The sequence below is a fragment of the Kluyvera cryocrescens NBRC 102467 genome, assembly GCF_001571285.1.
In the GTDB taxonomy this organism is placed as follows: domain Bacteria; phylum Pseudomonadota; class Gammaproteobacteria; order Enterobacterales; family Enterobacteriaceae; genus Kluyvera; species Kluyvera cryocrescens.
Window position 1 is genome coordinate 118021 of record NZ_BCTM01000003.1, and the last position, 22289, is coordinate 140309.

Consider the following 22289-nt stretch of genomic DNA (forward strand, 5'->3'; position numbering starts at 1 on the left):
TCTTGTTCAGTCTCTTAACCTAACAGCCGAGCGTCATTAAGCGTTTGCTTGCGCTTGCCAGGTTATTTGTCAGTTTTGCCAGTTACAAAAAATGCCTCCGCAGAGGCATTGGGTAAATTGTTGCGCTGGCTCGACGTTGGCACACGCCGTTATCGTGCCGGGGTGACGGCTGCGCTAGGCAGGAAAATCCCCCTGCTGACGGGCAACCAGCGTCAGGATGGAGTAGAGGGCGACCGCCTGCTGATGCTGGTTGAAAATTTCCACCGACCATTCCACCACGCCGGTGGCTTTCTCTTCGGCATTGCGCTGACGTTTGACGGTTTTACGCTTGCAGGTCAGGCGAACCTGAATGGTATCGCCCGGCTTAACCGGTTCGATAAAGCGCAGGTTTTCCATACCGTAGTTGGCGATAACCGGGCCGACGCCCGCATCAACAAACAGACCGGCAGCGGCAGAAATCAGGAAGTAACCGTGCACCACGCGCTCGCCAAAAATCGACTCGGCGGCGGCGATTTTGTCCATGTGAGCGTAGAAGTGATCGCCGCTCAGACAGGCGAAGTTGACGATGTCCGCTTCGGTCAGCGTCCGGCGCGGGGTCAGCAGGCTATCGCCCGGTTGGATCTCTTCGAAATATTTACGGAACGGGTGAATGCGATCTTCCGCGACCTGCGCGCCGCGGACCCACTGCTGGCCGATAGCGGCCAGCATGGTTGGGCTGCCCTGAATCGCCGTGCGCTGCATGTAATGTTTCACCGAACGCAGGCCGCCCAGCTCCTCGCCACCGCCGGCACGTCCCGGACCACCGTGGACCAACTGCGGCAGCGGGGAACCGTGGCCGGTTGACTCAACGGAGGATTCTTCGTTCAGCACCTGAATACGACCGTGCGCACGCGCTGCACCGAGAATAAACTCACGGGCCAGCGCACCGCTGGCGGTGACCAGCGTACCGGCCAGGCTGCCTTCACCCGCGCGCGCCAGTTGCATAGCGTGTTCGCTATTCTGATACGGCATCAGCGTGGCAACGGGGCCAAAGGCTTCAATGGCGTGAACGGCGGAGACTTCATCCGGCTGGGTGCACAGCAACAGCGTTGGCGGGAAGAAGGCCCCGGCGGCGTTCAGATCGGCTTTTCCACCCAGCAAAACCTCACAGCCGGACTGCACGAGGCGGTTGACGTTGTCCTGCACATCCTGGCGCTGCTCGGCGTTAACCAGCGCCCCCATTTTGACGCCTTCCTGCGCCGGATCGCCGACCACCACTTTTTGCAGACGGGCAATCAGCGCGTCGCTCACCGCCTTAATCTGCGTCTGCGGCACAATAATACGGCGAATGGCGGTACATTTTTGTCCGGCTTTCGCCGTCATCTCACGCACCACTTCGCGGATAAACAGCGCGAATTCCGGTTGTTCTGGCGTGACATCTTCGCCCAGCACGCAGCAGTTGAGGGAGTCAGCCTCCATGGTAAATGGAATGGATTTTTCCACCAGATTAGGGTGCACGCGCAGCTGCTGGCCGGTATGGGCCGAACCGGTAAAGGTCACCACGTCCTGGCTATCGAGTTCGTCGAGCAGGGAGCCCGCGCCGCCGCAAATCAGGCTAATGGCCCCGTTTGGTACCAGGCCGCTTTCGACAATCGCTTTGACCATTGCCTGCGTCAATTGTGCGGTGGCGGTGGCCGGTTTGATGATCGCCGGCATCCCGGCAAGCCAGGTTGGCGCCAGCTTTTCTAACATCCCCCAGCACGGGAAGTTGAAGGCGTTGATATGTACCGCCACCCCAGATTTCGAGGTCAGCACGTGGCGTGCGGCAAAGCCGCCTTGTTTTGACAGGGGGATAAGCTCATCTTCCGGCCACAGAGTGTCGTCCGGCAGCTCGCGTCCGCCAAGCCCAGCATAGGTGAAGAGGGTACCGATACCGCCTTCAATATCCACCCAACTGTCGGCACGGGTGGCGCCGGTTTCGGCAGAAATGGCGTAGAAATCAGCTTTTAGCTCCAGCAGATGTTTTGCCACCGCTTTGAGCATTGCGCTGCGTTCAATAAAAGTCATTGCCTGTAAGGCTTTGCCACCGTTCTCGATAGCGAAACGACGCGCCTGCGCCATATCCAGACCTTCGCTGGTCACTTCCCACAGTGCTTCGCCGCTGATGGCGTGATGAATGGTGCGGGGACGGCCCTGGCCTGTCTGCCAGGTGCCGGATAAATAGCTGGCTAACTTCTGCATCGTAAATCTCCAGATATGTTACGTAATCTCGCTATAAATAGTTCTTTTCTGAATCACAAAATGCAAGCCTGATTTTAATAATTTATTAACAATGCGATCGCGGACACGAAGCGATAATAGGTCATCTGGCTGTTAATAAAGGATTTTGCAAAAGCCTTTGCGGTACGCATCACAAAATTCACAAACAAAATTTGTGGTTTTATTTAACTAAGATGTAACTTTTACAAAACAAAGTGATTCACAAAAATTGATTTGTTGAATTTATCGGAATCATAAGGTGATGACGTGACAGAAGAACAACGCTTTGACCAGCGCATCGCGCAGGAAACAGCCATCGAACCGCAGGACTGGATGCCCGATGCCTACCGTAAAACGCTGATCCGTCAGATTGGCCAGCATGCGCACTCCGAGATTGTCGGCATGCTGCCGGAAGGCAACTGGATCACCCGCGCCCCAACGCTTCGTCGCAAAGCGATTCTGCTGGCGAAAGTGCAGGATGAAGCCGGGCACGGCCTGTATCTCTACAGCGCCGCCGAAACCCTCGGCTGCGCCCGTGAAGATCTGTACCAGAAGATGCTTGATGGGCAGATGAAGTATTCCTCCATCTTTAACTACCCAACCCTGACCTGGGCCGACATCGGCGTGATTGGCTGGCTGGTTGATGGCGCGGCGATCGTTAACCAGGTTGCGCTGTGCCGGACTTCATATGGCCCGTATGCACGAGCAATGGTGAAAATCTGTAAAGAAGAGAGCTTCCACCAGCGCCAGGGCTTTGAAGCTTGCATGGCGCTGGCCGCGGGCAGCGAAGAGCAGCGCCAAATGCTGCAAGACGCGATTAACCGTTTCTGGTGGCCTGCGCTCATGATGTTTGGCCCAAGCGATGACAACTCCCCCAACAGCGCGCGCAGCATGGCGTGGAAAATCAAACTGCACTCCAACGATGAACTGCGACAGCGCTTTGTCGACAACACCGTCCCACAGGTCGCGATCCTCGGCATGCAAGTGCCGGATGCCGACCTGCAGCTGGACGCGGAGACCGGCCACTATCGTTACGGCGAAATTGACTGGCAGGAACTCAACGAAGTTATCAACGGGCGTGGGATTTGTAACCACGAACGTCTGGGCGCGAAACGTAAGGCCTGGGAAGAGGGGGCATGGGTGCGCGAAGCCGCGCTGGCACATGCTCAAAAACAACAGGCCCGCAACGCCGCCTAAGGAGAAAGAGAATGAGCAACACATACTGGCCGTTATACGAAGTTTTTGTCCGCAGCAAACAGGGGCTGTCGCACCGCCACGTGGGAAGCCTGCACGCCGCTGATGACCAGATGGCGCTGGAAAATGCCCGCGATGCCTACACCCGTCGCAGCGAAGGCTGCTCTATCTGGGTGGTAAAAGCCAGCAGCATCGTCGCCTCGCAGCCAGAAGAGCGCGGTGAGTTCTTCGATCCGGCGGAAAGCAAAGTCTACCGTCACCCGACGTTCTATACCGTGCCGGACGGCATGGAACATATGTGAGGCAGCGATGAATAACCTGAATCCTGTTGCAACGTATGCCCTGCGTCTGGGCGATAACGGCCTCGTGCTGGCCCAGCGCTTGGGCGCCTGGTGCGGCCATGCGCCGGAGCTGGAGATTGACCTGGCGCTGGCCAATATCGGTCTGGATCTGCTGGGGCAGGCGCGCAACTTCTTAAGCTATGCCGCCGAACTTTCCGGCAGCGGCGACGAAGATACGCTGGCCTTCGGCCGCGACGAACGTCAGTTCCGCAATCTGCTGCTGGTTGAACAACCGAACGGTAACTTTGCCGACACGATCGCTCGTCAGTTCTTTATCGACGTCTGGCACGTCGCGTTGTTCAGCCGCCTGGTCAACAGCCGCGATGCGCAGATTGCCGCGATTGCCGCCAAAGGGCTGAAAGAAGTGCGCTATCACCAGCGTTTTAGCCGCGGTTGGCTGGAGCGCCTGGGCAACGGTACCGACCTCTCCGCGCAGCGGATGCAGCAGGCGGTCGACAACCTGTGGCGCTTTACCGGCGAGCTGTTTATGGCCGATGAGCTGGAGTTAGCGCTGGTTGAGCAGGGGATCGCCGTCGACTCGCGTGAACTTCAGGCCGAATGGCAGGCAACGGTGCATACCGCGCTGCTCGACTCCGGCTTACAGATCCCGCAGGAAGCCGCGTTCCGCAGCGGCGGTAAGCAGGGGCTGCACAGTGAACATCTGGGGCCGATGCTGGCGGAAATGCAGTATCTGCAGCGCGCGTATCCCGGTCAGCAGTGGTAACGGAGGTGGTTATGCAACGTCTGGCTGCAATCGCACCCGCCGAGGTGCGCACCGTCTGGGGATTGCTCAGCGCCATCCCCGATCCGGAAGTGCCGGTACTGACGATTACCGACCTTGGCATGGTGCGCCGCGTCGAACGTCACGGCGACGGCTGGGTGATTGGCTTCACGCCGACCTATTCCGGTTGCCCGGCAACCGAACACCTGCTGGCGGAGATCCGTTCGGTGATGACCGAGCACGGCTACACGCCGGTGCACATTGTTCTGCAGCTTGACCCGGCATGGACCACCGATTGGATGAGCCCGGACGCCCGCGAGCGTCTGCGCCAGTACGGCATTAGCCCGCCGCAGGCCCACGCCTGTCATGCGGGAATGCCCAGCGAAGTGCTGTGCCCGCGCTGCGGTAGCACCCACACCTCGCTGATTAGCGAATTCGGTTCGACGGCCTGTAAAGCGCTCTATCGCTGCGACAGTTGCCGTGAACCCTTTGATTACTTTAAATGTATTTGAGGTTGCGATGACAACATTTCATTCGCTTACCGTGGCAAGCGTCGAACCGGAAACCCGCGATGCGGTGACCATCACCTTCGCCATTCCCGACGCGCTGCGTACCGAGTACGCCTTTCGCCCCGGCCAGCATCTGACGCTGAAAACCCGCCTTGGCGGTGAAGAACTGCGCCGCTGCTACTCCATCTGCCGTAGCCGAACGCCTGCTGAAATCAGCGTGGCGGTGAAAGCTATCGACGGCGGCCGCTTCTCGCGCTATGCCCAGAGCGATATTCAGCAGGGCATGGAATTTGACGTGATGGTGCCGCAGGGCCACTTTGGCTATCAGCCATCGGCCGAACGCTGTGCCAATTACCTGGCGATTGCCGCCGGTTCCGGTATCACCCCGATGATGGCGATTATTGAAGCCACGCTGGCGACAGAAAACAACAGCCGTTTCACGCTGATTTACGGCAACCGCAGCAGCCACAGCATGATGTTCCGTCAGGCGCTGGCCGATCTGAAAGACCGCTATCCGCAGCGTTTGCAGGTGGTGCACCTGTTCAGCCAGGAATCAATGGACAGCGATCTGCTGCAAGGGCGCATTGACGGCGACAAGCTGCGCGCGCTCTCCGAACACCTGCTTGATTTCAGCCGCTTTGACGACGCCTTTATCTGCGGCCCGTCGGCAATGATGGACGACGCGGAAACCACGCTGCGCGCCCTCGGTATGCCGGAGAAATCCATTCACCTTGAGCGTTTCAACACCCCTGGCACCAGCGTGAAGCGCGCTACCGGTGTGCAGGCGGAAGGCCGTACCGTCACGCTGCGTCAGGATGGCCGTGAGCGCCTGATTTCTCTGAGCGCCGAGGACGACAGTATTCTGGATGCCGCGCTGCGCCAGGGGGCGGACCTGCCGTTCGCCTGTAAAGGCGGCGTGTGCGCGACCTGTAAATGCAAAGTGGTCCGCGGCGAAGTGGCGATGGCCGCTAACTACAGCCTGGAAGCCGATGAACTGGCCGCCGGCTATGTCCTGAGCTGCCAGGCGCTGCCCACCAGCGGCGACGTGGTGGTCGACTTTGATGCGCGGGGGATGGCATGAGTGAACTGCTGATAACCCGTCACAACCGCGTACTTCAACTGACGCTGAATCGCCCGCAGGCGCGTAACGCCCTGAATAACGCGCTGCTTGAGCAGATTGCCGAGGCGCTTGAAAGCGCCGCGGCGGATGCCTCGATTAGCGTCTGCGTCATCAGCGGCAACCCACGCTATTTCGCCGCCGGTGCCGATCTCAACGAAATGGCGGAGAAAGATCTGCCCGCCACCTTCGACGATCTGCGTCCCCGTCTGTGGGCGCGGATTGACGCATTCAATAAGCCGCTGATTGCGGTGGTCAACGGCTACGCGCTGGGCGCGGGCTGTGAACTGGCGCTGCTGTGCGATCTGGTGATCGCCGGCGATAACGCACGCTTCGGTTTGCCGGAAATTACCCTCGGCACCATGCCGGGCGCCGGCGGCACCCAGCGTCTCATTCGCAGCGTAGGCAAAGCGCTGGCCAATCGCATGGTGCTGAGCGGTGAAAGCATTGACGCCCAGCGGGCGCAGCAGGCGGGGCTGGTGAGCGATATCCACCCGGCCAATCTCTCCGATGAATATGCGCTGAAGCTGGCGGCGACCATTGCCCGTCATTCACCGCTGGCGCTGCGTGCGGCCAAACAGGCGCTGCGTCTGTCGCAGGAGGTGAATTTACAGGCTGGGCTGACCCAGGAACGCCAGCTATTTACCCTGCTGAGCGGCACGGAAGATCGTCGTGAAGGGATTGCTGCCTTCTTAGAAAAACGTACACCGGACTTTAAAGGACGCTAACCGTGGAAGCTTTCATTCAGTGTGAGATTGAACAGGGCGTGATGACCCTGACGCTAAACCGCCCGGACCGCCTCAATAGCTTTAACGATGTGATGCACCAACAGCTGTCCGATTGCTTAAAACAGGCCGAGCGCGACGACACCATTCGCTGCCTGTTAATCACCGGCGCGGGACGCGGCTTTTGCGCCGGTCAGGATTTGAACGACCGTAACGTTGACCCAAGCGGCCCTGCGCCGGATTTGGGCATGTCGGTAGAGCGTTTTTACAACCCGCTGGTACGCCGTCTGGCCGCGCTGCCAAAACCGGTTATTTGTGCGGTTAACGGCGTAGCCGCCGGTGCTGGCGCGACGCTGGCGCTGGGTTGCGACATTGTGATTGCCGCGCGATCCGCCAAATTTGTGATGGCGTTTAGCAAGCTCGGCCTGGTACCGGACTGCGGCGGGAGCTGGGTGCTGCCGCGCGTTGCCGGGCGTGCCCGTGCGATGGGCCTGGCGCTGCTGGGCGATAGCCTGAGTGCCGAACAGGCCGCGCAGTGGGGGATGATTTGGCAGGTGGTGGACGACGCAGCGCTGAAAGACACCAGCCTGACAATGGCTCGCCATTTTGCCTCACAGCCAACTTTTGGACTGGGGCTGATTAAAAAAGCGCTGCAGCTTTCCGAGACCCACACCCTTGACCAGCAGCTTGACGTCGAACGTGACTTCCAGCGTATGGCCGGGCGCAGCGACGATTACCGTGAAGGCGTTAGCGCCTTCCTCGCCAAACGCGCGCCACAGTTCAGCGGGAAATAAGCTATGAGCCAGAATCAATTCACTGTCGCCGTGATTGGCGGCGGCACCATGGGCGCCGGCATTGTTGAAGTGGCGGCCAGTGCGGGGCATCCGGTGCGCCTGTATGACATCTCCGCTGAGGCGATTACCCGCGCCATCGATGGCATCCGTCAGCGTCTGGAAAGCCGCGTCAGCCGGGGAAAACTCAGCGCCGAACAGGCTCAGGCACTGCTTTCTCGCATTACGCCTGCCACCGAATTGAGCCAGCTTGCCGATGCACAGCTGGTGATTGAAGCGGCATCTGAGCGTCTGGAGATTAAACAGGCGCTGTTTAGCCAACTGGCGGAGATCTGTTCACCGTCCGCGCTGCTGACCAGCAACACCTCGTCCATCTCTATTACTGCTATCGCCGCCGGAATCAAGCACCCGGAACGCGTGGCGGGACTGCATTTCTTCAACCCGGCACCGGTGATGAAACTGGTGGAAGTGGTCAGCGGGCTGGCAACCTCTGCGGAAGTGGTTGAACAACTGTGCGCCTGCGTAAGCCGCTGGGGCAAACAAGCGGTGCGCTGCCGCTCAACGCCGGGTTTTATCGTTAACCGTGTGGCGCGTCCTTACTACGCGGAAGCCTGGCGCGCGCTGGAAGAGCAGGTGGCGTCGGCGGAAGTTATCGATGCCGCGCTGCGCGATGGCGGTGGATTCCCGATGGGGCCGCTGGCGTTAACCGATTTAATCGGCCAGGACGTCAATTTCGCGGTCACCTGTTCGGTATTTAACGCGTTCTGGCAGGATCGTCGTTTTCTGCCGTCGCTGCTGCAGCAGGAGCTGGCGATTGCCGGGCGTCTGGGCAAAAAAAGCGGCCACGGCGTTTACCGCTGGCCGGTGGAAACCCAGCCAGAACTGGCTGAACCGACATTAGCCGCCGACGCAGCCGCGCAAGTTGCCATAAGTGACAACGTCACAAAACTGGATGGCGTTTTGCTGCTGGAGACCTGTGGGGAAACCGCGCTGGCGCTAAGCGTCCGTCACGGTTGCCCGGTGGTGGTTTATGACCATAGCGCCGGCGATACGGTCGTGTTGGCGGCGTCGGCCACCAACTCACCGGCCGAGACCGATAAAGCCATTTACTACTTCCAGCAGCAGGGCAAAAAAGTGCTGCGTATCGCCGATTACCCGGGCCTGCTGGTGTGGCGCACGGTGGCGATGCTGGCCAACGAAGCGCTGGATGCGGTGCAAAAAGGCGTTGCCTGCGCCGAGGATATCGATACCGCCATGCGTCTGGGAGTGAACTACCCACGTGGCCCGCTGGCCTGGGGCGAATCGCTTGGCTGGGGACGGGTACTGCGCTTGCTGGAAAACCTTCAACAGCATTACGGCGAAGAACGCTACCGCCCGAGTGCACTGCTGCGCCAAAAGGCGCTACTGGAGATGCGTCATGAGTAACGAAGCCTGGTGCAACGCCCGCGCCATGTACGAGAAAGATACCTGCGCCCGCGCGTTGGGGATTGAGCTTATCGAAATGGATGATGGCTATTCGCAGATGACCATGGCGGTGACGCCATCCATGCTGAACGGCCATCAGACCTGCCACGGCGGGCAGCTTTTTTCGCTGGCCGATACGGCGTTTGCCTACGCCTGTAATAGCCAGGGGCTGGCCGCAGTGGCCTCGGCCGCCAGCATCGACTTTGTGCGTCCGGCATTTACCGGTGATCTGCTGACCGCCACCGCGCGGGTGAAACAGCAGGGCAAACTGACCGGCGTTTACGACATTGAAATTGTTAATCAGCAGCAAAAAACAGTGGCCCTGTTTCGCGGCAAATCGCACCGCATCGGCGGCACTATCACGGGAGAAGTCTAATGCGCGACGCGTTTATTTGTGACGGAATTCGTACTCCGATTGGCCGCTACGGCGGTGCGCTGGCGGGCGTCCGCGCCGACGATCTGGCGGCGATCCCGCTGCGCGAACTGTTAAGCCGCAACCCGCGTCTTGACGCTAGCCGCATCGATGATGTGATTTTCGGCTGCGCAAACCAGGCCGGTGAAGATAATCGCAACGTGGCGCATATGGCGACGCTGTTGGCGGGCTATCCGCACAGCGTGGCGGGCACCACCATTAACCGCCTGTGCGGTTCGGGTCTGGATGCCATCGGCTTCGCCGCGCGTGCCATCAAAGCCGGTGATGCGGATCTGCTGATTGCCGGCGGCGTCGAGTCGATGTCTCGCGCACCGTTCGTGATGGGCAAAGCCACATCCGCCTTCCAGCGTCAGGCCGAGATGTTTGATACCACCATCGGCTGGCGTTTTGTGAACCCGCTCATGCAGCAACAATTTGGTACTGACAGCATGCCGGAAACGGCGGAGAATGTAGCTGAATTGTTAAATATCAGCCGCGAAGACCAGGATGCCTTTGCTTATCGCAGCCAGCAGCGTACGGCGCAAGCCCAGCGCGACGGCATTCTGGCGCAGGAAATCGTGCCGGTGCAGATTATCGGTAAGAAGGGCGCGGTGAGCGCGGTGCGTGATGATGAGCATCCGCGTGCGGAAACCACGCTCGAACAACTGGCGGCGTTGAAAACTCCCTTCCGTAAAGGCGGCGTCGTCACTGCCGGTAACGCCTCCGGCGTCAACGACGGTGCCGCGGCAATGATCATCGCCAGTGAACAGCAGGCCCATGCGCAGGGACTGACGCCGCGTGCGCGGATTGTGGCAATGGCCACGGCCGGCGTTGAGCCGAAGTACATGGGGCTGGGGCCGGTGCCGGCGGTGCGTAAAGTGCTGGAGCGCGCCGGGCTGAATATTAACGATATGGACGTGATTGAACTCAATGAAGCCTTTGCCGCTCAGGCGCTGGGCGTCATGAGGCAGCTTGGGCTGGCGGATGACGCCGCGCATGTTAACCCCAACGGTGGCGCCATCGCCTTAGGCCACCCGTTGGGCATGAGCGGCGTGCGTTTGGCGCTGGCTGCAAGCCTGGAGCTGGAGCGACGCAAAGGACGCTATGCGCTGTGTACGATGTGTATTGGCGTGGGCCAGGGTATCGCCCTGATCCTCGAGCGAGTGTGAGCTAATTGACCTGCGAGTACCCTAAAAAATGACAACTACAACAAAATTAGATCCGATTGAAACCGCATCGCGTGACGAATTACAGGCTCTGCAAACCGAACGTCTGAAATGGACGCTCAAACACGCCTATGAAAATGTACCGATGTATCGCCGTAAGTTCGACGCGGCGGGGGTGCACCCGGATGATTTCCGTGAGCTGAGCGACCTGAGCAAGTTTCCCTGCACCACCAAGCAGGATCTGCGTGATAACTATCCGTTTGACACCTTTGCGGTGCCGATGGAGCAGGTGGTGCGTATTCATGCGTCATCCGGGACCACCGGTAAACCGACTGTTGTCGGCTATACGCAAAACGATATCGACACTTGGGCCAATATCGTCGCCCGTTCGCTGCGCGCAGCCGGCGGTTCGGCGAAAGATAAAATTCACGTCGCCTACGGCTATGGCCTGTTTACCGGCGGCCTGGGCGCGCACTACGGTGCGGAACGTTTAGGGGCAACGGTGATCCCGATGTCCGGCGGCCAGACTGAAAAGCAGGCGCAGCTAATTCGCGATTTCAAACCTGACATGATCATGGTGACGCCGTCCTACTGCCTGAACCTGATTGAAGAGCTGGAACGCCAGATGGGCGGCGATGCGCGGGGGTGTTCACTGCGCACCGGTGTGTTTGGCGCCGAGCCGTGGACTGCGGGGATGCGGGCGGAAATTGAGCGCCGCCTCGGCATTACCGCGCTGGATATCTACGGCCTGTCAGAAGTTATGGGCCCGGGCGTGGCGATGGAATGTATCGAAACCAGCGACGGCCCAACCATCTGGGAAGATCATTTCTTCCCGGAAGTGGTCAACCCGGAAGACGGTACGCCGTTGGCCGACGGTCAGCACGGCGAACTGCTGTTCACCACGCTAACCAAAGAAGCGCTGCCGGTGATCCGTTACCGCACCCGCGACCTGACGCGTCTGCTGCCGGGCACCGCCCGCACCATGCGCCGGATGGATCGCATCAGCGGCCGCAGCGACGACATGCTGATTATTCGCGGCGTCAACGTCTTCCCATCGCAGCTGGAAGAAGAGATCCTCAAAATTGAACATCTGGCGCCTCACTATCAGCTGGAAGTGGATCGTCGCGGGCATCTTGATTCGCTTTCCGTACGCGTTGAACTCAAAGAAAGCAGCTTAACGCTGAGCCACGAACAGCGCTGCCAGATTTGCCACCACCTGCGTCACCGCATTAAGTCGATGGTTGGCATTTCTACCGACGTGAGCATCGTTAACTGCGGCAGCATTCCTCGCTCTGAAGGCAAGGCGTGCCGCGTGTTTGACCTGCGTAAAGCGGCGGCAAACGGTTAAGGTCACCCCTCAGCCTTCGGTAGCCCGGCATCGAGCCGGGCTACCAGATCCTGCCATACCCGGGATTATTTCCTGTGCTATGATTCAAAAAGGATATAAATAACAACAGAATGAATCATATGGACAAACTCGATAGCTTTATTCAGCAGGCGGTGACGACGATGCCCATCAGCGGCACCTCGCTTATCGCCTCGTTATACGGTGACTGCTTATCCCAGCGCGGCGGCGAAGTCTGGCTGGGAAGCGTGGCCGCGTTATTAGAAGGATTAGGATTTGGCGAGCGCTTTGTGCGCACCGCGCTGTTTCGCCTGAACAAAGAAGAGTGGCTGGACGTGGTGCGAATTGGCCGCCGCAGCTTTTATCGTCTGAGCGACAAAGGGCTGCGCTTAACCCGCCGCGCGGAGAGCAAAATCTACCGCGCCAGCGCGCCGGAGTGGGACGGTACCTGGCTGCTGCTGCTGTCGGAAGGATTAGAAAAATCCACCCTGGCAGAAGTCAAAAAACAGCTGATTTGGCAGGGGTTTGGCGTGCTTGCGCCGAGCCTGCTGGCGTCGCCTTCGCAAAAGCTCGCCGACGTCCAATCGCTGCTGCATGAAGCGGGCGTGGCGGAGAACGTTATTTTCTTCGAAGCCCATTCGCCGCTGGCAATTTCCCGCGCCGCGCTGCGTGAACGGGTAGAGGAGTGCTGGCATCTGACCGAACAAAACGCCATGTACGAGGCGTTTATTTCGCTGTTCCGCCCGCTGCTACCGCTGCTGCGCGATGCGCAACCGGATGAGCTAACGCCAGAGCGCTGCTTCCAGATCCGTCTGCTGCTGATCCATTTTTACCGCCGCGTCGTGCTTAAAGATCCGCTGCTGCCGGAAGAACTGCTGCCCGCCCATTGGCTGGGGCAAACGGCGCGCCAGTTGTGTATCAATATCTATCAACGCGTGGCTCACGGCGCCCAGGCTTTTGTCAGTGAAAAAGGCGAAAGCTCGGTGGGCGAACTGCCCGCGCCGGGGCCGCTCTATTACCAACGTTTCGGGGGATTGCCCGAGGCGTAACAGGAGAAGCCATGCCGATTTACCAGATGGACGGGATGATCCCGGTGGTTCCCGCAGAAAGCTATGTGCACCCAACCGCAGTACTGATTGGCGATGTGATCCTCGGAAAAGGGGTCTACGTTGGGCCAAATGCCAGCCTGCGCGGTGATTTTGGCCGCATCGTGGTGAAAGATGGCGCCAATATTCAGGATAATTGCGTAATGCACGGTTTTCCGGGCCAGGATACGGTGGTAGAAGAAGACGGCCACATCGGTCACGGCGCCATCCTCCATGGCTGCGTGATTGGCCGCAACGCATTAGTTGGCATGAGCGCGGTGATTATCGACGGCGCATCTATCGGTGAAAACAGTATCGTCGGCGCGTCGGCGTTTGTTAAAGCGCGCGCCGACATGCCCGCCAACCACCTGATTGTCGGCAGCCCGGCGAAAGCCATTCGCAGCTTAACCGAGCAGGAGCTGGCGTGGAAAAAGCAGGGCACCCGCGAATATCAGGTGCTGGTTGAACGCTGTCAGAATACGTTATTTGAAGTGCAGCCGCTGACTGAGGAAGAGCCCAATCGTAAGCGGCTGGAGTTTGATGATAGCCTGAAGCCAAAATCGGCTATTTAGCGTCGCGTAGCGCGTCGACCAGCAGCGAAAAGGCGGTGGTGTGCTGGCGGCGGCTTGGGTAGTACAGATAGTAACCGGGGAACGGTACGCACCAATCGGCGAGCACGTGCTGTAAACGCCCGTCGGCAATGGCTTCACGTACCGTATCGTCCGGAACATAGGCCAGCCCCAGCCCGGCCTCGGCGGCATCAAGCCGTTGCGGCAGGCAGTTGAGGATTAACTGGCCTTCCACGCGCACCCGCAGCGGTTCGCCATTTTGCTCAAACTCCCATGCATACAGCCCACCGCGCGTGGGTAAGCGCATGTTGATGCAGCGATGCTGCTGCAAATCGTGCGGGGTTTGCGGTACACCGTACTTTTCCAGATACGCCGGTGAACCGACCACCGCCATGCGCATATCCGGCGCAATACGCACCGCAATCATATCGCGCGCCACCTGTTCGCCGAGGCGCACGCCGGCGTCGTAGCGCGCATCGACGATATCGGTGAGGCCATTATCAACGGTGACCTCGATATTGATATCCGGGTATTGCTGCATAAACGCTTTGAGTTTGGGCCACAGTATCTCATTCATCGCATGCTCGCCGGCGGTCAGGCGAATATTTCCCGCCGGATGTTCGCGGGAATCACGCAGGGCGGAGATCTCCTGCTCAATTTCCAGCAGATGCGGGCTAAGGCGCTGATAGAGCTTTTCGCCGGCTTCGGTAGGGGCAACATTGCGCGTGGTGCGGGTCAACAGACGGACATCCAGCCGGTTTTCCAGATTACGCATCGCATGGCTTAAGGCGGATTGCGACACGCCAAGCTGTGCGGCGGCGCGGGTAAAGCTGCGTTCGCGAGCGACCACCATGAAGGAGATCAGGTCGTTAATATTGTCTTTTAGCATGGAAGGGCCATTGATGAATTTGGTTCATATTTTCGCGGAATTTATTTAGTGTAATGGCCACAGGTTTATATGCAACTCTCTGAATGCTGGCGAGGCCCGATGAAAATCAATGTGGTAGGAACCAGCGGTGTTGGCAAATCAACGCTTGCCCGCCGTCTGTCGCAAACGCTCTCACTGCCGTATATCGAAATGGATCGTTTGTACTGGCGGCCCGACTGGCAGGGAACGCCCGATGACGAACTGTTCGCCAGGCTCACCGAGGCGACCGATGCGCCGGGATGGGTGCTGGACGGCAACTATAACCGCAGTCGCCCGGTAAAGTGGCGGGACGTTGATATGGTGGTGTGGGTCGATTATGGTTTCTGTCGCACCCTGCGCCAGGCGGTCTCCCGCGCCGCTACGCGGGCGTGGCGAAAGCAGGAACTGTGGCCCGGCACCGGCAACCGCGAAAGCTTTCACCGATCGTTTGCCAGCCGCGAGTCGATAATTCTATGGACTTTAAAAACCTGGCGGGCTAACCGCCAGCGCTACCTCCGCGATATGCACGATCCGCGCTGGCAGCATATCCGCTTTGTGCGTCTACAAAACCGCCGTGATACCGAGGCGTTCGTGGCCGAATTAACGGCCCAAAAAATGAATTAATTCGTGATATTAGCGCACAAAATGCCCGCCGTTTTTGCCGCGCTATGATAGTTTTAACGCTCTAACAATAAGGAGTCCTGCCCATGCCACACGTTGATATTAAATGTTTTCCCCGCGAGCTGAGCGATGAACAAAAAACCGCGCTGGCCGCCGACATTACCGAAGTGCTGATTCGCCATTTGAACACCAAAGACCGTGCGGTGAGCGTGGCGCTAAATCAGGTGCAGGAGAGCGACTGGCAGCAGGTGTGGGACGGTGAAATCGCCCCGAAAATGGATGAGCTGATTAAAAAACCGGGCTACAGCATGTAGCGGATCTGCCGCCATCACTGCGTTCTGTTCGGGCTACGCGCAATGTCATTGATGCGCAGCCCGATTTTCCTTCTCAATACTTAAAACCTTTGTACAGACTCCCGCCCGTGTTAAACCGGCTTATCATCCGGCGTATTCGCGCGGATCTGCCGACCGCTGGCAACAAACGTCCCGGCGCCAAGATGATGCAGGGTATTGCGCTTATCGTCATCAAACTGCCAGCGTCCGGCGACGAACGCCTGTTCATCGGCAGCGGCGGCGACTACTTCACCGAAGAGCGTGTCGTACTGAGCCGCCGCGGCGGTGGCGGGCAGTAACCGGCACTCCATCCACGCCAGACATTTCTCTTCCACCAGCGGCAGGCCGAGCACCGGGCCGGTTATTGCCGGAATACCGTAAGCGTTAAATTTATCTTCTTCACGGCCGCTGACGCTACCGACCGCGTAGGTCCAACTGGCGGCAGCGACGCCCGGTACGACGATGCCGAAGGTGCCATTACGTTCGATGATTTCCCGCGACCACGCGCTTTTATCGACCACAATCGCTATCCGCGGCGGCGCAAACTCGACCGGCATCGACCAGGCGGCGGCCATCACGTTGCGGCGTTTGGTTTCAACATCATAGCTGGTTATCAGAACGGTTGGACCGTGGTTAAGCAAACGGCTGGCGTGCTGGAGTTCAACGGGGCGAAAACGGCTCATGGGTTTTCCTTTGCGTGAATAGACATGTCTCTCGCCACACATTAAATCGCAATAAAAGCGTAATCAATACGTCATATCGCCTGCCTATAGTCGCCTGCACTAAGTCCCAAAGAGGATAACACTATGTTAGCTCCCCTGTATTTATCACAGGTGAGCGTGTCTGCCTTGTCGCCACTCCCATGGGGAGGACGATAATGCGCGCGCTTACCGGCATTCGGCTCGATGGCGTCTCCTTCGCCTTCGGCGCTACCACCGTACTCGATAACATCGCTTTGCACATCGAACCGGGCAGCATTGTTGCACTGCTGGGGCCATCCGGCTGCGGCAAAAGCACGTTGCTGCGCCTGCTGGCGGGGCTCAGCGTCCCGGCGCAAGGCTCTATTCACTTTGGCGATCGACTGGTGGCAAAACCCGGCTGGGGATTGCCGCCGGAGCAGCGCGATATCGGCATGGTTTTCCAGGATTACGCGCTGTGGCCGCATATGACGGCGGCGCAGAACGTGGCGTTTCCGCTACGGATGCGCAAGGTGTCATCAGGCGAACGCGAGCGGCGAGTCAACGAGGCGCTGGCGATGGTTGGGCTGGCGGACTTCGGCGGGCGGAAACCGTCGGGGCTTTCCGGCGGCCAGCAGCAGCGGGTGGCGCTGGCGCGGGCGATTGTTGCTGAACCGCGCGTGTTGCTGTTCGATGAACCGCTCTCCAATCTCGATAGCGAACTGCGCGAATCACTGTGCATGGAGATGAGCCGCCTGCTGCGCCAGCTGGGTATTACCGCCGTTTACGTCACCCACGATCGCCGCGAAGCCGAGCTGTTAGCCGACCGCATTGTGCATCTTTCTGCGGGCAGCATTGCTGCTGTTCGCGCCGTTGCTTCATCCTCAGGGGAACTTGTATGAAATCCATTAAACAGGGCGTTGCGCTTGCCATGATGTTATCTGCCACCATGATTTCCAGCGCCCATGCGCTGACCGTGTATACCGCGGGCCCAGGTTCGCTGGCGAAAAGTCTCGCCAGCGGTTACGAAAAGAAAACCGGCGTGAAGGTGAATATCTTCCAGGCCACCACCGGCAAGGTGATGGCGCGTCTGGAGGCCGAACAGGCCAATCCGCAGGCCGATGTACTGATCTCCGCATCGTGGGACACAGCGGAAGACTTACACCATCGCGGCTGGCTGCTGCCGTATCAGAGCGGTAATGCTGATAAGGTTCCGGCGGCGCTGAAAACCGCAGACTATGTGGCGCAGGGGATTTCGGCATTAGGGATCGTGTGGAACAGTAAAAGCGGCACGCCGGAGCCGAAAGAGTGGCGCGATCTGACCGAAGCGGCGTTTAAAGATAAAGTGACCACGCCCGACCCGGCGCTTTCTGGCGCATCGCTGGATTTGCTGATCGGGTTACAAAATGGCCTGGGAGATAAAGCCTGGACGCTGTTTGAGGCGCTGAAAAAGAATGGCATGGTGGTGAGCGGCCCCAACGCGCAGGCGGTGACGCCGGTGATGCAGGGGGCGAAAGCGGCGGTGTTTGGCGCGGTGGACTACGTCTCCTATGGCAATATTGCTCAGGGTGAATCGCTGAAAGTGATTTTCCCGGCCAGCGGCACGGTGATTGCGCCGCGTCCGATGATGATCCTCAAAACCACTCAGCACGCGGATGACGCGAAAGCCTTTGTCGATTATGTGCTGTCGTCGGAAGGCCAGGCGATGGTGGCTGACGCCTGGTTGATGCCTGCGCGCAGCGATGTGCAGGCAAAACGCCCGCTGCTGGGTGAGCTGAAAATTCTGCCGACCACCAGCGACGGCAGCAGCGAGCGCAGCGCGGTGCTTTCACGTTTTAACGCCTTGTTCGGGCAATAATTTTCCTTCTCCGCCCGGTGTGGTGTTAAGCCGCCGGGCGGTTTGCCATTCAAGGATCGTCGGGTGAAACAAAAATTCCTCTCCGCTGCCACGCTGACCGCCCTGGTTGTACTGGTGGCGCTGCCGCTGTTGTTTATTCTCCTGCAAGCCATATTCCCACACTTTAGCGCCGGTCAGCTGAGCGCACCGTTGAGCGGAATCTCCGCTTTGCTCAACGACCCACAGCTGATGCCGATGCTCGGCGGTACGCTATGGATTGCCTGCGGCGTGGCGCTGGTGAGCGTGTTGGTTGGCCTACCGCTGGGCGTCCTGCGCGGGCTGTTTAATCTGCCGCTGCCTAAGCTGTGGGATTTGCTGTTTTTGATTCCTTTTCTCACGCCGCCGTATATCGCCGCGCTGTCGTGGATGCTGGTGCTGCAGCATAACGGTTATCTGCAGCAGCTCACCGGCTGGGATCTTAACGATCTGCTGTTCAGCCGCTTGGGCATTGTGCTGGTGATGACGCTGAATATCTTCCCGGTGGTCTACTTTGCGGTCTCTCGCAGCCTGCTGGCGAGCGGACAGCTGCTGGCGACCGTCGCCCGGGTGCACGGCGCGAATAGCGGGCAGGCGTTCTGGCACGTGACGCTGCCGATGCTCTCTCCGGCGCTGGCCGCCGGGATGCTGCTGGCTTTTACGCTGGCGATTGAAGAGTACGGCGTGCCGGCGGCGTTAGGCTCGCGGGCAGGAGTGGTGATGCTGACCGTTGGCATTGAGAAAAAACTCGCCGATTGGCCAATTGATTTAACCGGTGCGTCGCTGCTGTCTATTCTGCTGATCGCCGTGGCGCTGCTGGCCTGGTGGCTGCAAAAGCGTCTTACCGGCAATACGGAAGTGACCAGCGTGACGGGCAAGCCGGGTGAAAACAGCGGGGCGGCGCTGGGCTGGATGACGTTACCCGCCGTATTGCTGATGACGACGATTGGCGCGCTGGCGGTGCTGCTGCCTGCGGCGTCGATGGTGGTGACCAGTCTGATGAGCACCTTATCGGGCGGCCTGAATGGCGATAACTTTACCTGGCGTCACTTTGGCGCGCTGTTTGCCCAGCAGGGCGATGCGCTGTCGGCGCTGGGCACCAGCTTATCGCTGGCGCTAGCCTCGGCGCTGATCGTTGGTCTGCTAGGGCTGGTGGCGGCCTGGCTGGTATTGGTGCAAAAGATCAAAGGCAGCGCACTGATTGACGCGCTGTCGCTGATGCCCGCCGCGCTGCCCGGCGTGGTGGTGGGCGTCGGGCTGATTTTGCTGTGGAATCAGCCGTTCTGGCCGCTGTCGCCGTATAACACGTGGTTTATGCTGCTGCTCTCTTATTGCTGTCTGCTGCTGCCGTGGCCGGTGCGCTATGTCGGCAGCGCGCTGCGGCAATTGGGCACCAATCTGGAACCGGCGGCGCGGGTTCACGGGGCGTCGTCGTTCCAGGCGCTGCGGCTGATTGTGTTGCCGCTGGTGTTTCCGGCGCTGCTGGCGGCAATGCTGATGGTCTTTGCCGTCGCTTCCCGTGAGCTGGTGACCTCATTGCTGCTGGCTCCAGCCGGGACACAGACCGTGGCGGTGTTTATCTGGCGGCAGTTTGAACAGGGTTCGGTGGGACAGGGCATGGCGATGGCCAGCCTGACGTTGTTTGTCGGACTGGCGTTAATGCTCAGTGCCTTAGCGCTGATGCAGCGCAATACACGCTAGCTCAACCGATCGCACAAAACAGTCAATGCGGGGACAAAAATAGGCTATAAAGTACGGAAACAAAATGCTGGAGGCATTGATGACCCGCTTTTTAAACGCCTATTTCGCTCGTCTGGGTTGGACGGGCACCCCCGATGTCTCAATCGAGACGCTGCGCAGTTTGCATCTTCATCATAACGGCGCCATCCCCTTTGAAAACCTCGATGTGCTGCTGCCGCGCGAGATGCATCTCGACGATCAGGCGCTGGAAGATAAGCTGGTCAATGCCCGACGCGGCGGCTACTGCTTTGAACAAAACGGTCTGTTTGAGCGGGCACTGCGCGAGATTGGTTTTAACGTCCGCAGTCTGCTGGGCCGTGTGGTGCTGGCGCATCCACCGCAGATGCCGCCGCGCACCCACCGTTTATTGCTGGTGGAGACCGACGGTGAACGCTGGATTGCCGATGTCGGTTTTGGCGGCCAGACGCTGACCGCGCCAATAAAACTGTTGGCCGACATTGTGCAGACCACGCCGCATGGTGATTACCGCCTGCTGTATGAAAATCAGGAGTGGATCCTGCAATTTAGCCATCACGACCATTGGCAGTCGATGTACCACTTCGATCTTGGGCGTCAGTATGCCTCTGACTATGTGATGGGCAACTTCTGGTCGGCGCACTGGCCTCAGTCTCATTTCCGTCACCATTTGCTGATGTGCCGCCACCTGCCGGACGGCGGTAAAATGACGCTCACCAATTTCCACTTTACCCACTGGGATAAAAACCATGTAGTGGAAAAAATTGATTTCCCGGATGTTCCCGCCCTTTATGAAGCGCTGCAAAGCCGCTTTGGCCTCGGCGTTGATGATCCAAAACATGGCTTTAGCGTCGCGGAGCTGGCGGCGGTGATGGCGGCGTTCGATACCCATCCGGATGCCGGGAAGTAGCTCACGGTATGCCATACGTTGGCCGCTTAAGATAATCCTCTTTTATCGAAAGCGGCCTTTCTATCCGGCCGTGCAGCGGAGTGCAGATGCATGTGTTGCTGATTGGGCCGGGCGGTGCGGGCAAAAGCACCGTCGGGGCGTTACTGGCACAACGACTGGATTATCCCTTCATCGACCTGGATACGGTATTTTGCGAACGCATTGCCAATATTCGTGATTATCTGCAAACCCACGGCTATGAATCCTATCTTGAGCAGAACGCCGCGCTGTTTGCCTCGTTATTAAACGAACAAGAGAAAAACGCGGTATTCGCACTGTCATCCGGTTTTCTCGCGACCGATATCCGCCCGGATATTGTGCAGATTAATCGCCAGCGGGTGCGTGAGTGCGGAGTGTCAGTTTTGCTAATGCCGTACAAGAACGTCGACGATGCCTGTCGTTGTATCGTTGGACGCCAGCTTACGCGCGGCTTTGGCCTGGAACGCCACAAAGAAGAACGTAAATTTCGCCAGCGGTTTGGTGAATATAGTGCGCTGGGTGATGTGCAGATTTTTTCCGTTTCGCCGCCGCATGATATTGTCGAACAAACAGTGCAGGGATTGGCGCGATTTTCCAGCATGAGCCGCGTATCACGGTAACGTAAGGACGAGTCTTTATACTGACGGGCTCATTTTATTGGCCGAAACCGGGGGCCGCCAGGCATCTGGTTCATTATCAGGGAAGAGAGACGATGGGGCTGACGCTGCGCGTACTTCTGGAAAACCACCGTAGCGAGGGGGCGAACCCCGCGTTGCGGGCAAAAGCCGGGCTTAGCCTGCTTCTTCAGGATGATCAGACCTCCATTTTGTTCGATACTGGCCCCGATGACAGTTTCATGCACAACGCGACGCTAATGGGCGTGGACCTGAGTGATGTCACCGCCACGGTGCTGTCTCACGGTCATTACGATCACTGCGGTGGCGTGCCGTGGCTGGCGGATAATAGCCGGATTATCTGCCATCCCGATCTGGGGCATGAACGCTTTGCCGCGCTCTCGTTTGCTGGATCCCAGCGTAAAATCAAAAAACTCTCACTCGACATCGATTACTCGCGCCATCGTATGGAATACACTCGCGCGCCAGTGCAGATTAGCGATCGTTTTATCTGGTCCGGCGAAATTGCGGTAGAGAAACCGCGGGCTTATGGTGTGCTCGGCGGGCAGTCGGCGGCGACGGACTACGTGACCGATGAGGGCGTGCTGATTTATCTGTCGGATCGCGGCTTGGTGATCATTACCGGCTGTGGGCACCGGGGGCTGGAGAATATCGTACGCCACTGCCAGAACATCACCGGTATCCGTCAGGTACACGCGCTGATTGGCGGTTTTCATCTGCGTAGCGCGTTGCCTGGCGAGTTGTGGCGAGTGAGGCGATTCCTGCGGGAGCTGAATGTCGATACCGTGATGGGCTGCCATTGTACCGGGGCGTGGGGGAAACTGTGGCTACCGCAGGTGATTTCTCCGGCAACCGGCGATACGTTTGTTTTAGGCTAGGTGTCGTGAGTTTCCCGGCCACAACAGCGACCGGGAAGCAGCGAA

At 58.9% G+C, this 22289-nt stretch carries 24 protein-coding genes; 21 read left to right on the forward strand and 3 right to left on the reverse strand.

Translation table 11 applies throughout. The features are described from left to right. Positions 1-174 precede the first annotated feature (174 nt). Positions 175-2220 (reverse strand): phenylacetic acid degradation bifunctional protein PaaZ, encoded by a 2046-nt coding sequence (paaZ, locus tag KCR01S_RS03160; RefSeq protein WP_061279707.1) that lies wholly within the window; start codon positions 2218-2220, stop codon positions 175-177. Positions 2221-2505: 285 nt separating this feature from the next. On the opposite strand from paaZ, the gene paaA reads away from it, so the two are divergent. From paaA to paaY, 13 genes are all read left to right on the forward strand, one after another. Continuing rightward, the gene (gene paaA, locus KCR01S_RS03165) at positions 2506-3435 is read left to right on the forward strand and encodes a 1,2-phenylacetyl-CoA epoxidase subunit PaaA (protein WP_061279708.1); all 930 of its coding nucleotides are present in this window, start codon (positions 2506-2508) and stop codon (positions 3433-3435) included. Positions 3436-3446: 11 nt separating this feature from the next. Then, positions 3447-3734: a 1,2-phenylacetyl-CoA epoxidase subunit PaaB gene (gene paaB, locus KCR01S_RS03170; RefSeq protein ID WP_052283318.1), complete on the forward strand. Its 288-nt coding sequence runs from the start codon at positions 3447-3449 to the stop codon at positions 3732-3734. Positions 3735-3741: 7 nt separating this feature from the next. After that, positions 3742-4497, forward strand: a complete 756-nt coding sequence (paaC, locus tag KCR01S_RS03175) for a 1,2-phenylacetyl-CoA epoxidase subunit PaaC (protein WP_061279709.1) — start codon at positions 3742-3744, stop codon at positions 4495-4497. 11 nt (positions 4498-4508) lie between these two features. Further along, positions 4509-5006, forward strand: coding sequence for a 1,2-phenylacetyl-CoA epoxidase subunit PaaD (gene paaD, locus KCR01S_RS03180; protein ID WP_061279710.1), 498 nt, complete (start codon positions 4509-4511; stop codon positions 5004-5006). A 7-nt stretch (positions 5007-5013) separates the two neighbouring features. Further along, on the forward strand, positions 5014-6084 hold the full coding sequence (gene paaE / locus KCR01S_RS03185) for a 1,2-phenylacetyl-CoA epoxidase subunit PaaE (RefSeq protein WP_061279711.1): 1071 nt from the start codon (positions 5014-5016) through the stop codon (positions 6082-6084). Further along, positions 6081-6848, forward strand: coding sequence for a 2,3-dehydroadipyl-CoA hydratase PaaF (paaF, locus tag KCR01S_RS03190; protein WP_061279712.1), 768 nt, complete (start codon positions 6081-6083; stop codon positions 6846-6848). The genes paaE and paaF overlap by 4 nt, the downstream gene beginning before the upstream one ends. Positions 6849-6850: 2 nt before the next feature. Next, the gene (paaG, locus tag KCR01S_RS03195; protein WP_061279713.1) at positions 6851-7639 is read left to right on the forward strand and encodes a 2-(1,2-epoxy-1,2-dihydrophenyl)acetyl-CoA isomerase PaaG; all 789 of its coding nucleotides are present in this window, start codon (positions 6851-6853) and stop codon (positions 7637-7639) included. A 3-nt stretch (positions 7640-7642) separates the two neighbouring features. Then, positions 7643-9061, forward strand: a complete 1419-nt coding sequence (locus KCR01S_RS03200) for a 3-hydroxyacyl-CoA dehydrogenase (protein WP_061279714.1) — start codon at positions 7643-7645, stop codon at positions 9059-9061. Beyond that, on the forward strand, positions 9054-9476 hold the full coding sequence (gene paaI / locus KCR01S_RS03205) for a hydroxyphenylacetyl-CoA thioesterase PaaI (RefSeq protein ID WP_061279715.1): 423 nt from the start codon (positions 9054-9056) through the stop codon (positions 9474-9476). Before KCR01S_RS03200 ends, paaI begins: the two co-directional genes overlap by 8 nt. After that, complete coding sequence (pcaF, locus tag KCR01S_RS03210; RefSeq protein ID WP_061279716.1) at positions 9476-10681, forward strand: 3-oxoadipyl-CoA thiolase; 1206 nt, start codon at positions 9476-9478, stop codon at positions 10679-10681. Before paaI ends, pcaF begins: the two co-directional genes overlap by 1 nt. Before the next feature lie 28 nt (positions 10682-10709). After that, positions 10710-12026 (forward strand): phenylacetate--CoA ligase PaaK, encoded by a 1317-nt coding sequence (gene paaK, locus KCR01S_RS03215; protein ID WP_061279717.1) that lies wholly within the window; start codon positions 10710-10712, stop codon positions 12024-12026. Positions 12027-12145: 119 nt separating this feature from the next. Next, entirely contained in the window at positions 12146-13072 is a 927-nt protein-coding gene (gene paaX / locus KCR01S_RS03220) for a phenylacetic acid degradation operon negative regulatory protein PaaX (protein ID WP_167348802.1), read from the forward strand. Positions 13073-13083: 11 nt separating this feature from the next. Then, positions 13084-13680, forward strand: coding sequence for a phenylacetic acid degradation protein PaaY (gene paaY / locus KCR01S_RS03225; protein WP_061279719.1), 597 nt, complete (start codon positions 13084-13086; stop codon positions 13678-13680). Here paaY and KCR01S_RS03230 read toward each other — a convergent pair. After that, a complete protein-coding gene (locus KCR01S_RS03230; protein WP_061279720.1) occupies positions 13673-14566 on the reverse strand; it encodes a LysR family transcriptional regulator in 894 nt (297 codons plus the stop codon). The genes paaY and KCR01S_RS03230 overlap by 8 nt on opposite strands. Positions 14567-14665: 99 nt before the next feature. Here KCR01S_RS03230 and KCR01S_RS03235 point away from each other — a divergent pair, with 99 nt between their 5' ends. Both KCR01S_RS03235 and pptA read left to right on the forward strand, forming a co-directional pair. Beyond that, positions 14666-15208 (forward strand): P-loop NTPase family protein, encoded by a 543-nt coding sequence (locus tag KCR01S_RS03235; RefSeq protein ID WP_061279721.1) that lies wholly within the window; start codon positions 14666-14668, stop codon positions 15206-15208. An 83-nt stretch (positions 15209-15291) separates the two neighbouring features. Further along, entirely contained in the window at positions 15292-15519 is a 228-nt protein-coding gene (gene pptA, locus KCR01S_RS03240; protein ID WP_052283306.1) for a tautomerase PptA, read from the forward strand. Positions 15520-15629: 110 nt separating this feature from the next. Here the strand turns inward: pptA and KCR01S_RS03245 are convergent, their stop codons facing one another. Further along, positions 15630-16220, reverse strand: a complete 591-nt coding sequence (locus KCR01S_RS03245) for a flavin reductase family protein (RefSeq protein ID WP_061279722.1) — start codon at positions 16218-16220, stop codon at positions 15630-15632. Between the two features lie 191 nt (positions 16221-16411). On the opposite strand from KCR01S_RS03245, the gene KCR01S_RS03250 reads away from it, so the two are divergent. From KCR01S_RS03250 to KCR01S_RS03275, 6 genes are all read left to right on the forward strand, one after another. Beyond that, complete coding sequence (locus KCR01S_RS03250) at positions 16412-17116, forward strand: ABC transporter ATP-binding protein (protein WP_167348805.1); 705 nt, start codon at positions 16412-16414, stop codon at positions 17114-17116. Continuing rightward, positions 17113-18072, forward strand: a complete 960-nt coding sequence (locus KCR01S_RS03255) for an ABC transporter substrate-binding protein (RefSeq protein ID WP_061279724.1) — start codon at positions 17113-17115, stop codon at positions 18070-18072. Before KCR01S_RS03250 ends, KCR01S_RS03255 begins: the two co-directional genes overlap by 4 nt. Positions 18073-18135: 63 nt before the next feature. Further along, positions 18136-19788: an ABC transporter permease gene (locus tag KCR01S_RS03260; RefSeq protein WP_061279725.1), complete on the forward strand. Its 1653-nt coding sequence runs from the start codon at positions 18136-18138 to the stop codon at positions 19786-19788. A gap of 79 nt (positions 19789-19867) precedes the next feature. Then, the gene (gene nhoA / locus KCR01S_RS03265) at positions 19868-20713 is read left to right on the forward strand and encodes an N-hydroxyarylamine O-acetyltransferase (protein ID WP_061279763.1); all 846 of its coding nucleotides are present in this window, start codon (positions 19868-19870) and stop codon (positions 20711-20713) included. Positions 20714-20799: 86 nt separating this feature from the next. Next, positions 20800-21351 (forward strand): shikimate kinase, encoded by a 552-nt coding sequence (locus tag KCR01S_RS03270; RefSeq protein ID WP_061279726.1) that lies wholly within the window; start codon positions 20800-20802, stop codon positions 21349-21351. A gap of 92 nt (positions 21352-21443) precedes the next feature. Then, positions 21444-22244 (forward strand): MBL fold metallo-hydrolase, encoded by an 801-nt coding sequence (locus tag KCR01S_RS03275; RefSeq protein WP_061279727.1) that lies wholly within the window; start codon positions 21444-21446, stop codon positions 22242-22244. Positions 22245-22289: the final 45 nt, after the last annotated feature.

Excerpts from the sequence above, each read along its gene's own strand:
- paaE (WP_061279711.1), top strand. The coding sequence starts at position 5,014 with ATGACAACATTTCATTCGCTTACCGTGGCAAGCGTCGAACCGGAAACC.
- paaC (WP_061279709.1), top strand. The coding sequence starts at position 3,742 with ATGAATAACCTGAATCCTGTTGCAACGTATGCCCTGCGTCTGGGCGAT.
- KCR01S_RS03275 (WP_061279727.1), top strand. The coding sequence starts at position 21,444 with ATGGGGCTGACGCTGCGCGTACTTCTGGAAAACCACCGTAGCGAGGGG.
- paaI (WP_061279715.1), top strand. The coding sequence starts at position 9,054 with ATGAGTAACGAAGCCTGGTGCAACGCCCGCGCCATGTACGAGAAAGAT.
- KCR01S_RS03230 (WP_061279720.1), bottom strand. The coding sequence starts at position 14,566 with ATGCTAAAAGACAATATTAACGACCTGATCTCCTTCATGGTGGTCGCT.
- paaX (WP_167348802.1), top strand. The coding sequence starts at position 12,146 with ATGGACAAACTCGATAGCTTTATTCAGCAGGCGGTGACGACGATGCCC.
- KCR01S_RS03245 (WP_061279722.1), bottom strand. The coding sequence starts at position 16,220 with ATGAGCCGTTTTCGCCCCGTTGAACTCCAGCACGCCAGCCGTTTGCTT.
- KCR01S_RS03255 (WP_061279724.1), top strand. The coding sequence starts at position 17,113 with ATGAAATCCATTAAACAGGGCGTTGCGCTTGCCATGATGTTATCTGCC.
- KCR01S_RS03235 (WP_061279721.1), top strand. The coding sequence starts at position 14,666 with ATGAAAATCAATGTGGTAGGAACCAGCGGTGTTGGCAAATCAACGCTT.
- KCR01S_RS03200 (WP_061279714.1), top strand. The coding sequence starts at position 7,643 with ATGAGCCAGAATCAATTCACTGTCGCCGTGATTGGCGGCGGCACCATG.
- paaK (WP_061279717.1), top strand. The coding sequence starts at position 10,710 with ATGACAACTACAACAAAATTAGATCCGATTGAAACCGCATCGCGTGAC.
- KCR01S_RS03270 (WP_061279726.1), top strand. The coding sequence starts at position 20,800 with ATGCATGTGTTGCTGATTGGGCCGGGCGGTGCGGGCAAAAGCACCGTC.
- nhoA (WP_061279763.1), top strand. The coding sequence starts at position 19,868 with ATGACCCGCTTTTTAAACGCCTATTTCGCTCGTCTGGGTTGGACGGGC.
- paaB (WP_052283318.1), top strand. The coding sequence starts at position 3,447 with ATGAGCAACACATACTGGCCGTTATACGAAGTTTTTGTCCGCAGCAAA.
- paaZ (WP_061279707.1), bottom strand. The coding sequence starts at position 2,220 with ATGCAGAAGTTAGCCAGCTATTTATCCGGCACCTGGCAGACAGGCCAG.
- pptA (WP_052283306.1), top strand. The coding sequence starts at position 15,292 with ATGCCACACGTTGATATTAAATGTTTTCCCCGCGAGCTGAGCGATGAA.
- pcaF (WP_061279716.1), top strand. The coding sequence starts at position 9,476 with ATGCGCGACGCGTTTATTTGTGACGGAATTCGTACTCCGATTGGCCGC.
- paaF (WP_061279712.1), top strand. The coding sequence starts at position 6,081 with ATGAGTGAACTGCTGATAACCCGTCACAACCGCGTACTTCAACTGACG.
- paaY (WP_061279719.1), top strand. The coding sequence starts at position 13,084 with ATGCCGATTTACCAGATGGACGGGATGATCCCGGTGGTTCCCGCAGAA.
- paaD (WP_061279710.1), top strand. The coding sequence starts at position 4,509 with ATGCAACGTCTGGCTGCAATCGCACCCGCCGAGGTGCGCACCGTCTGG.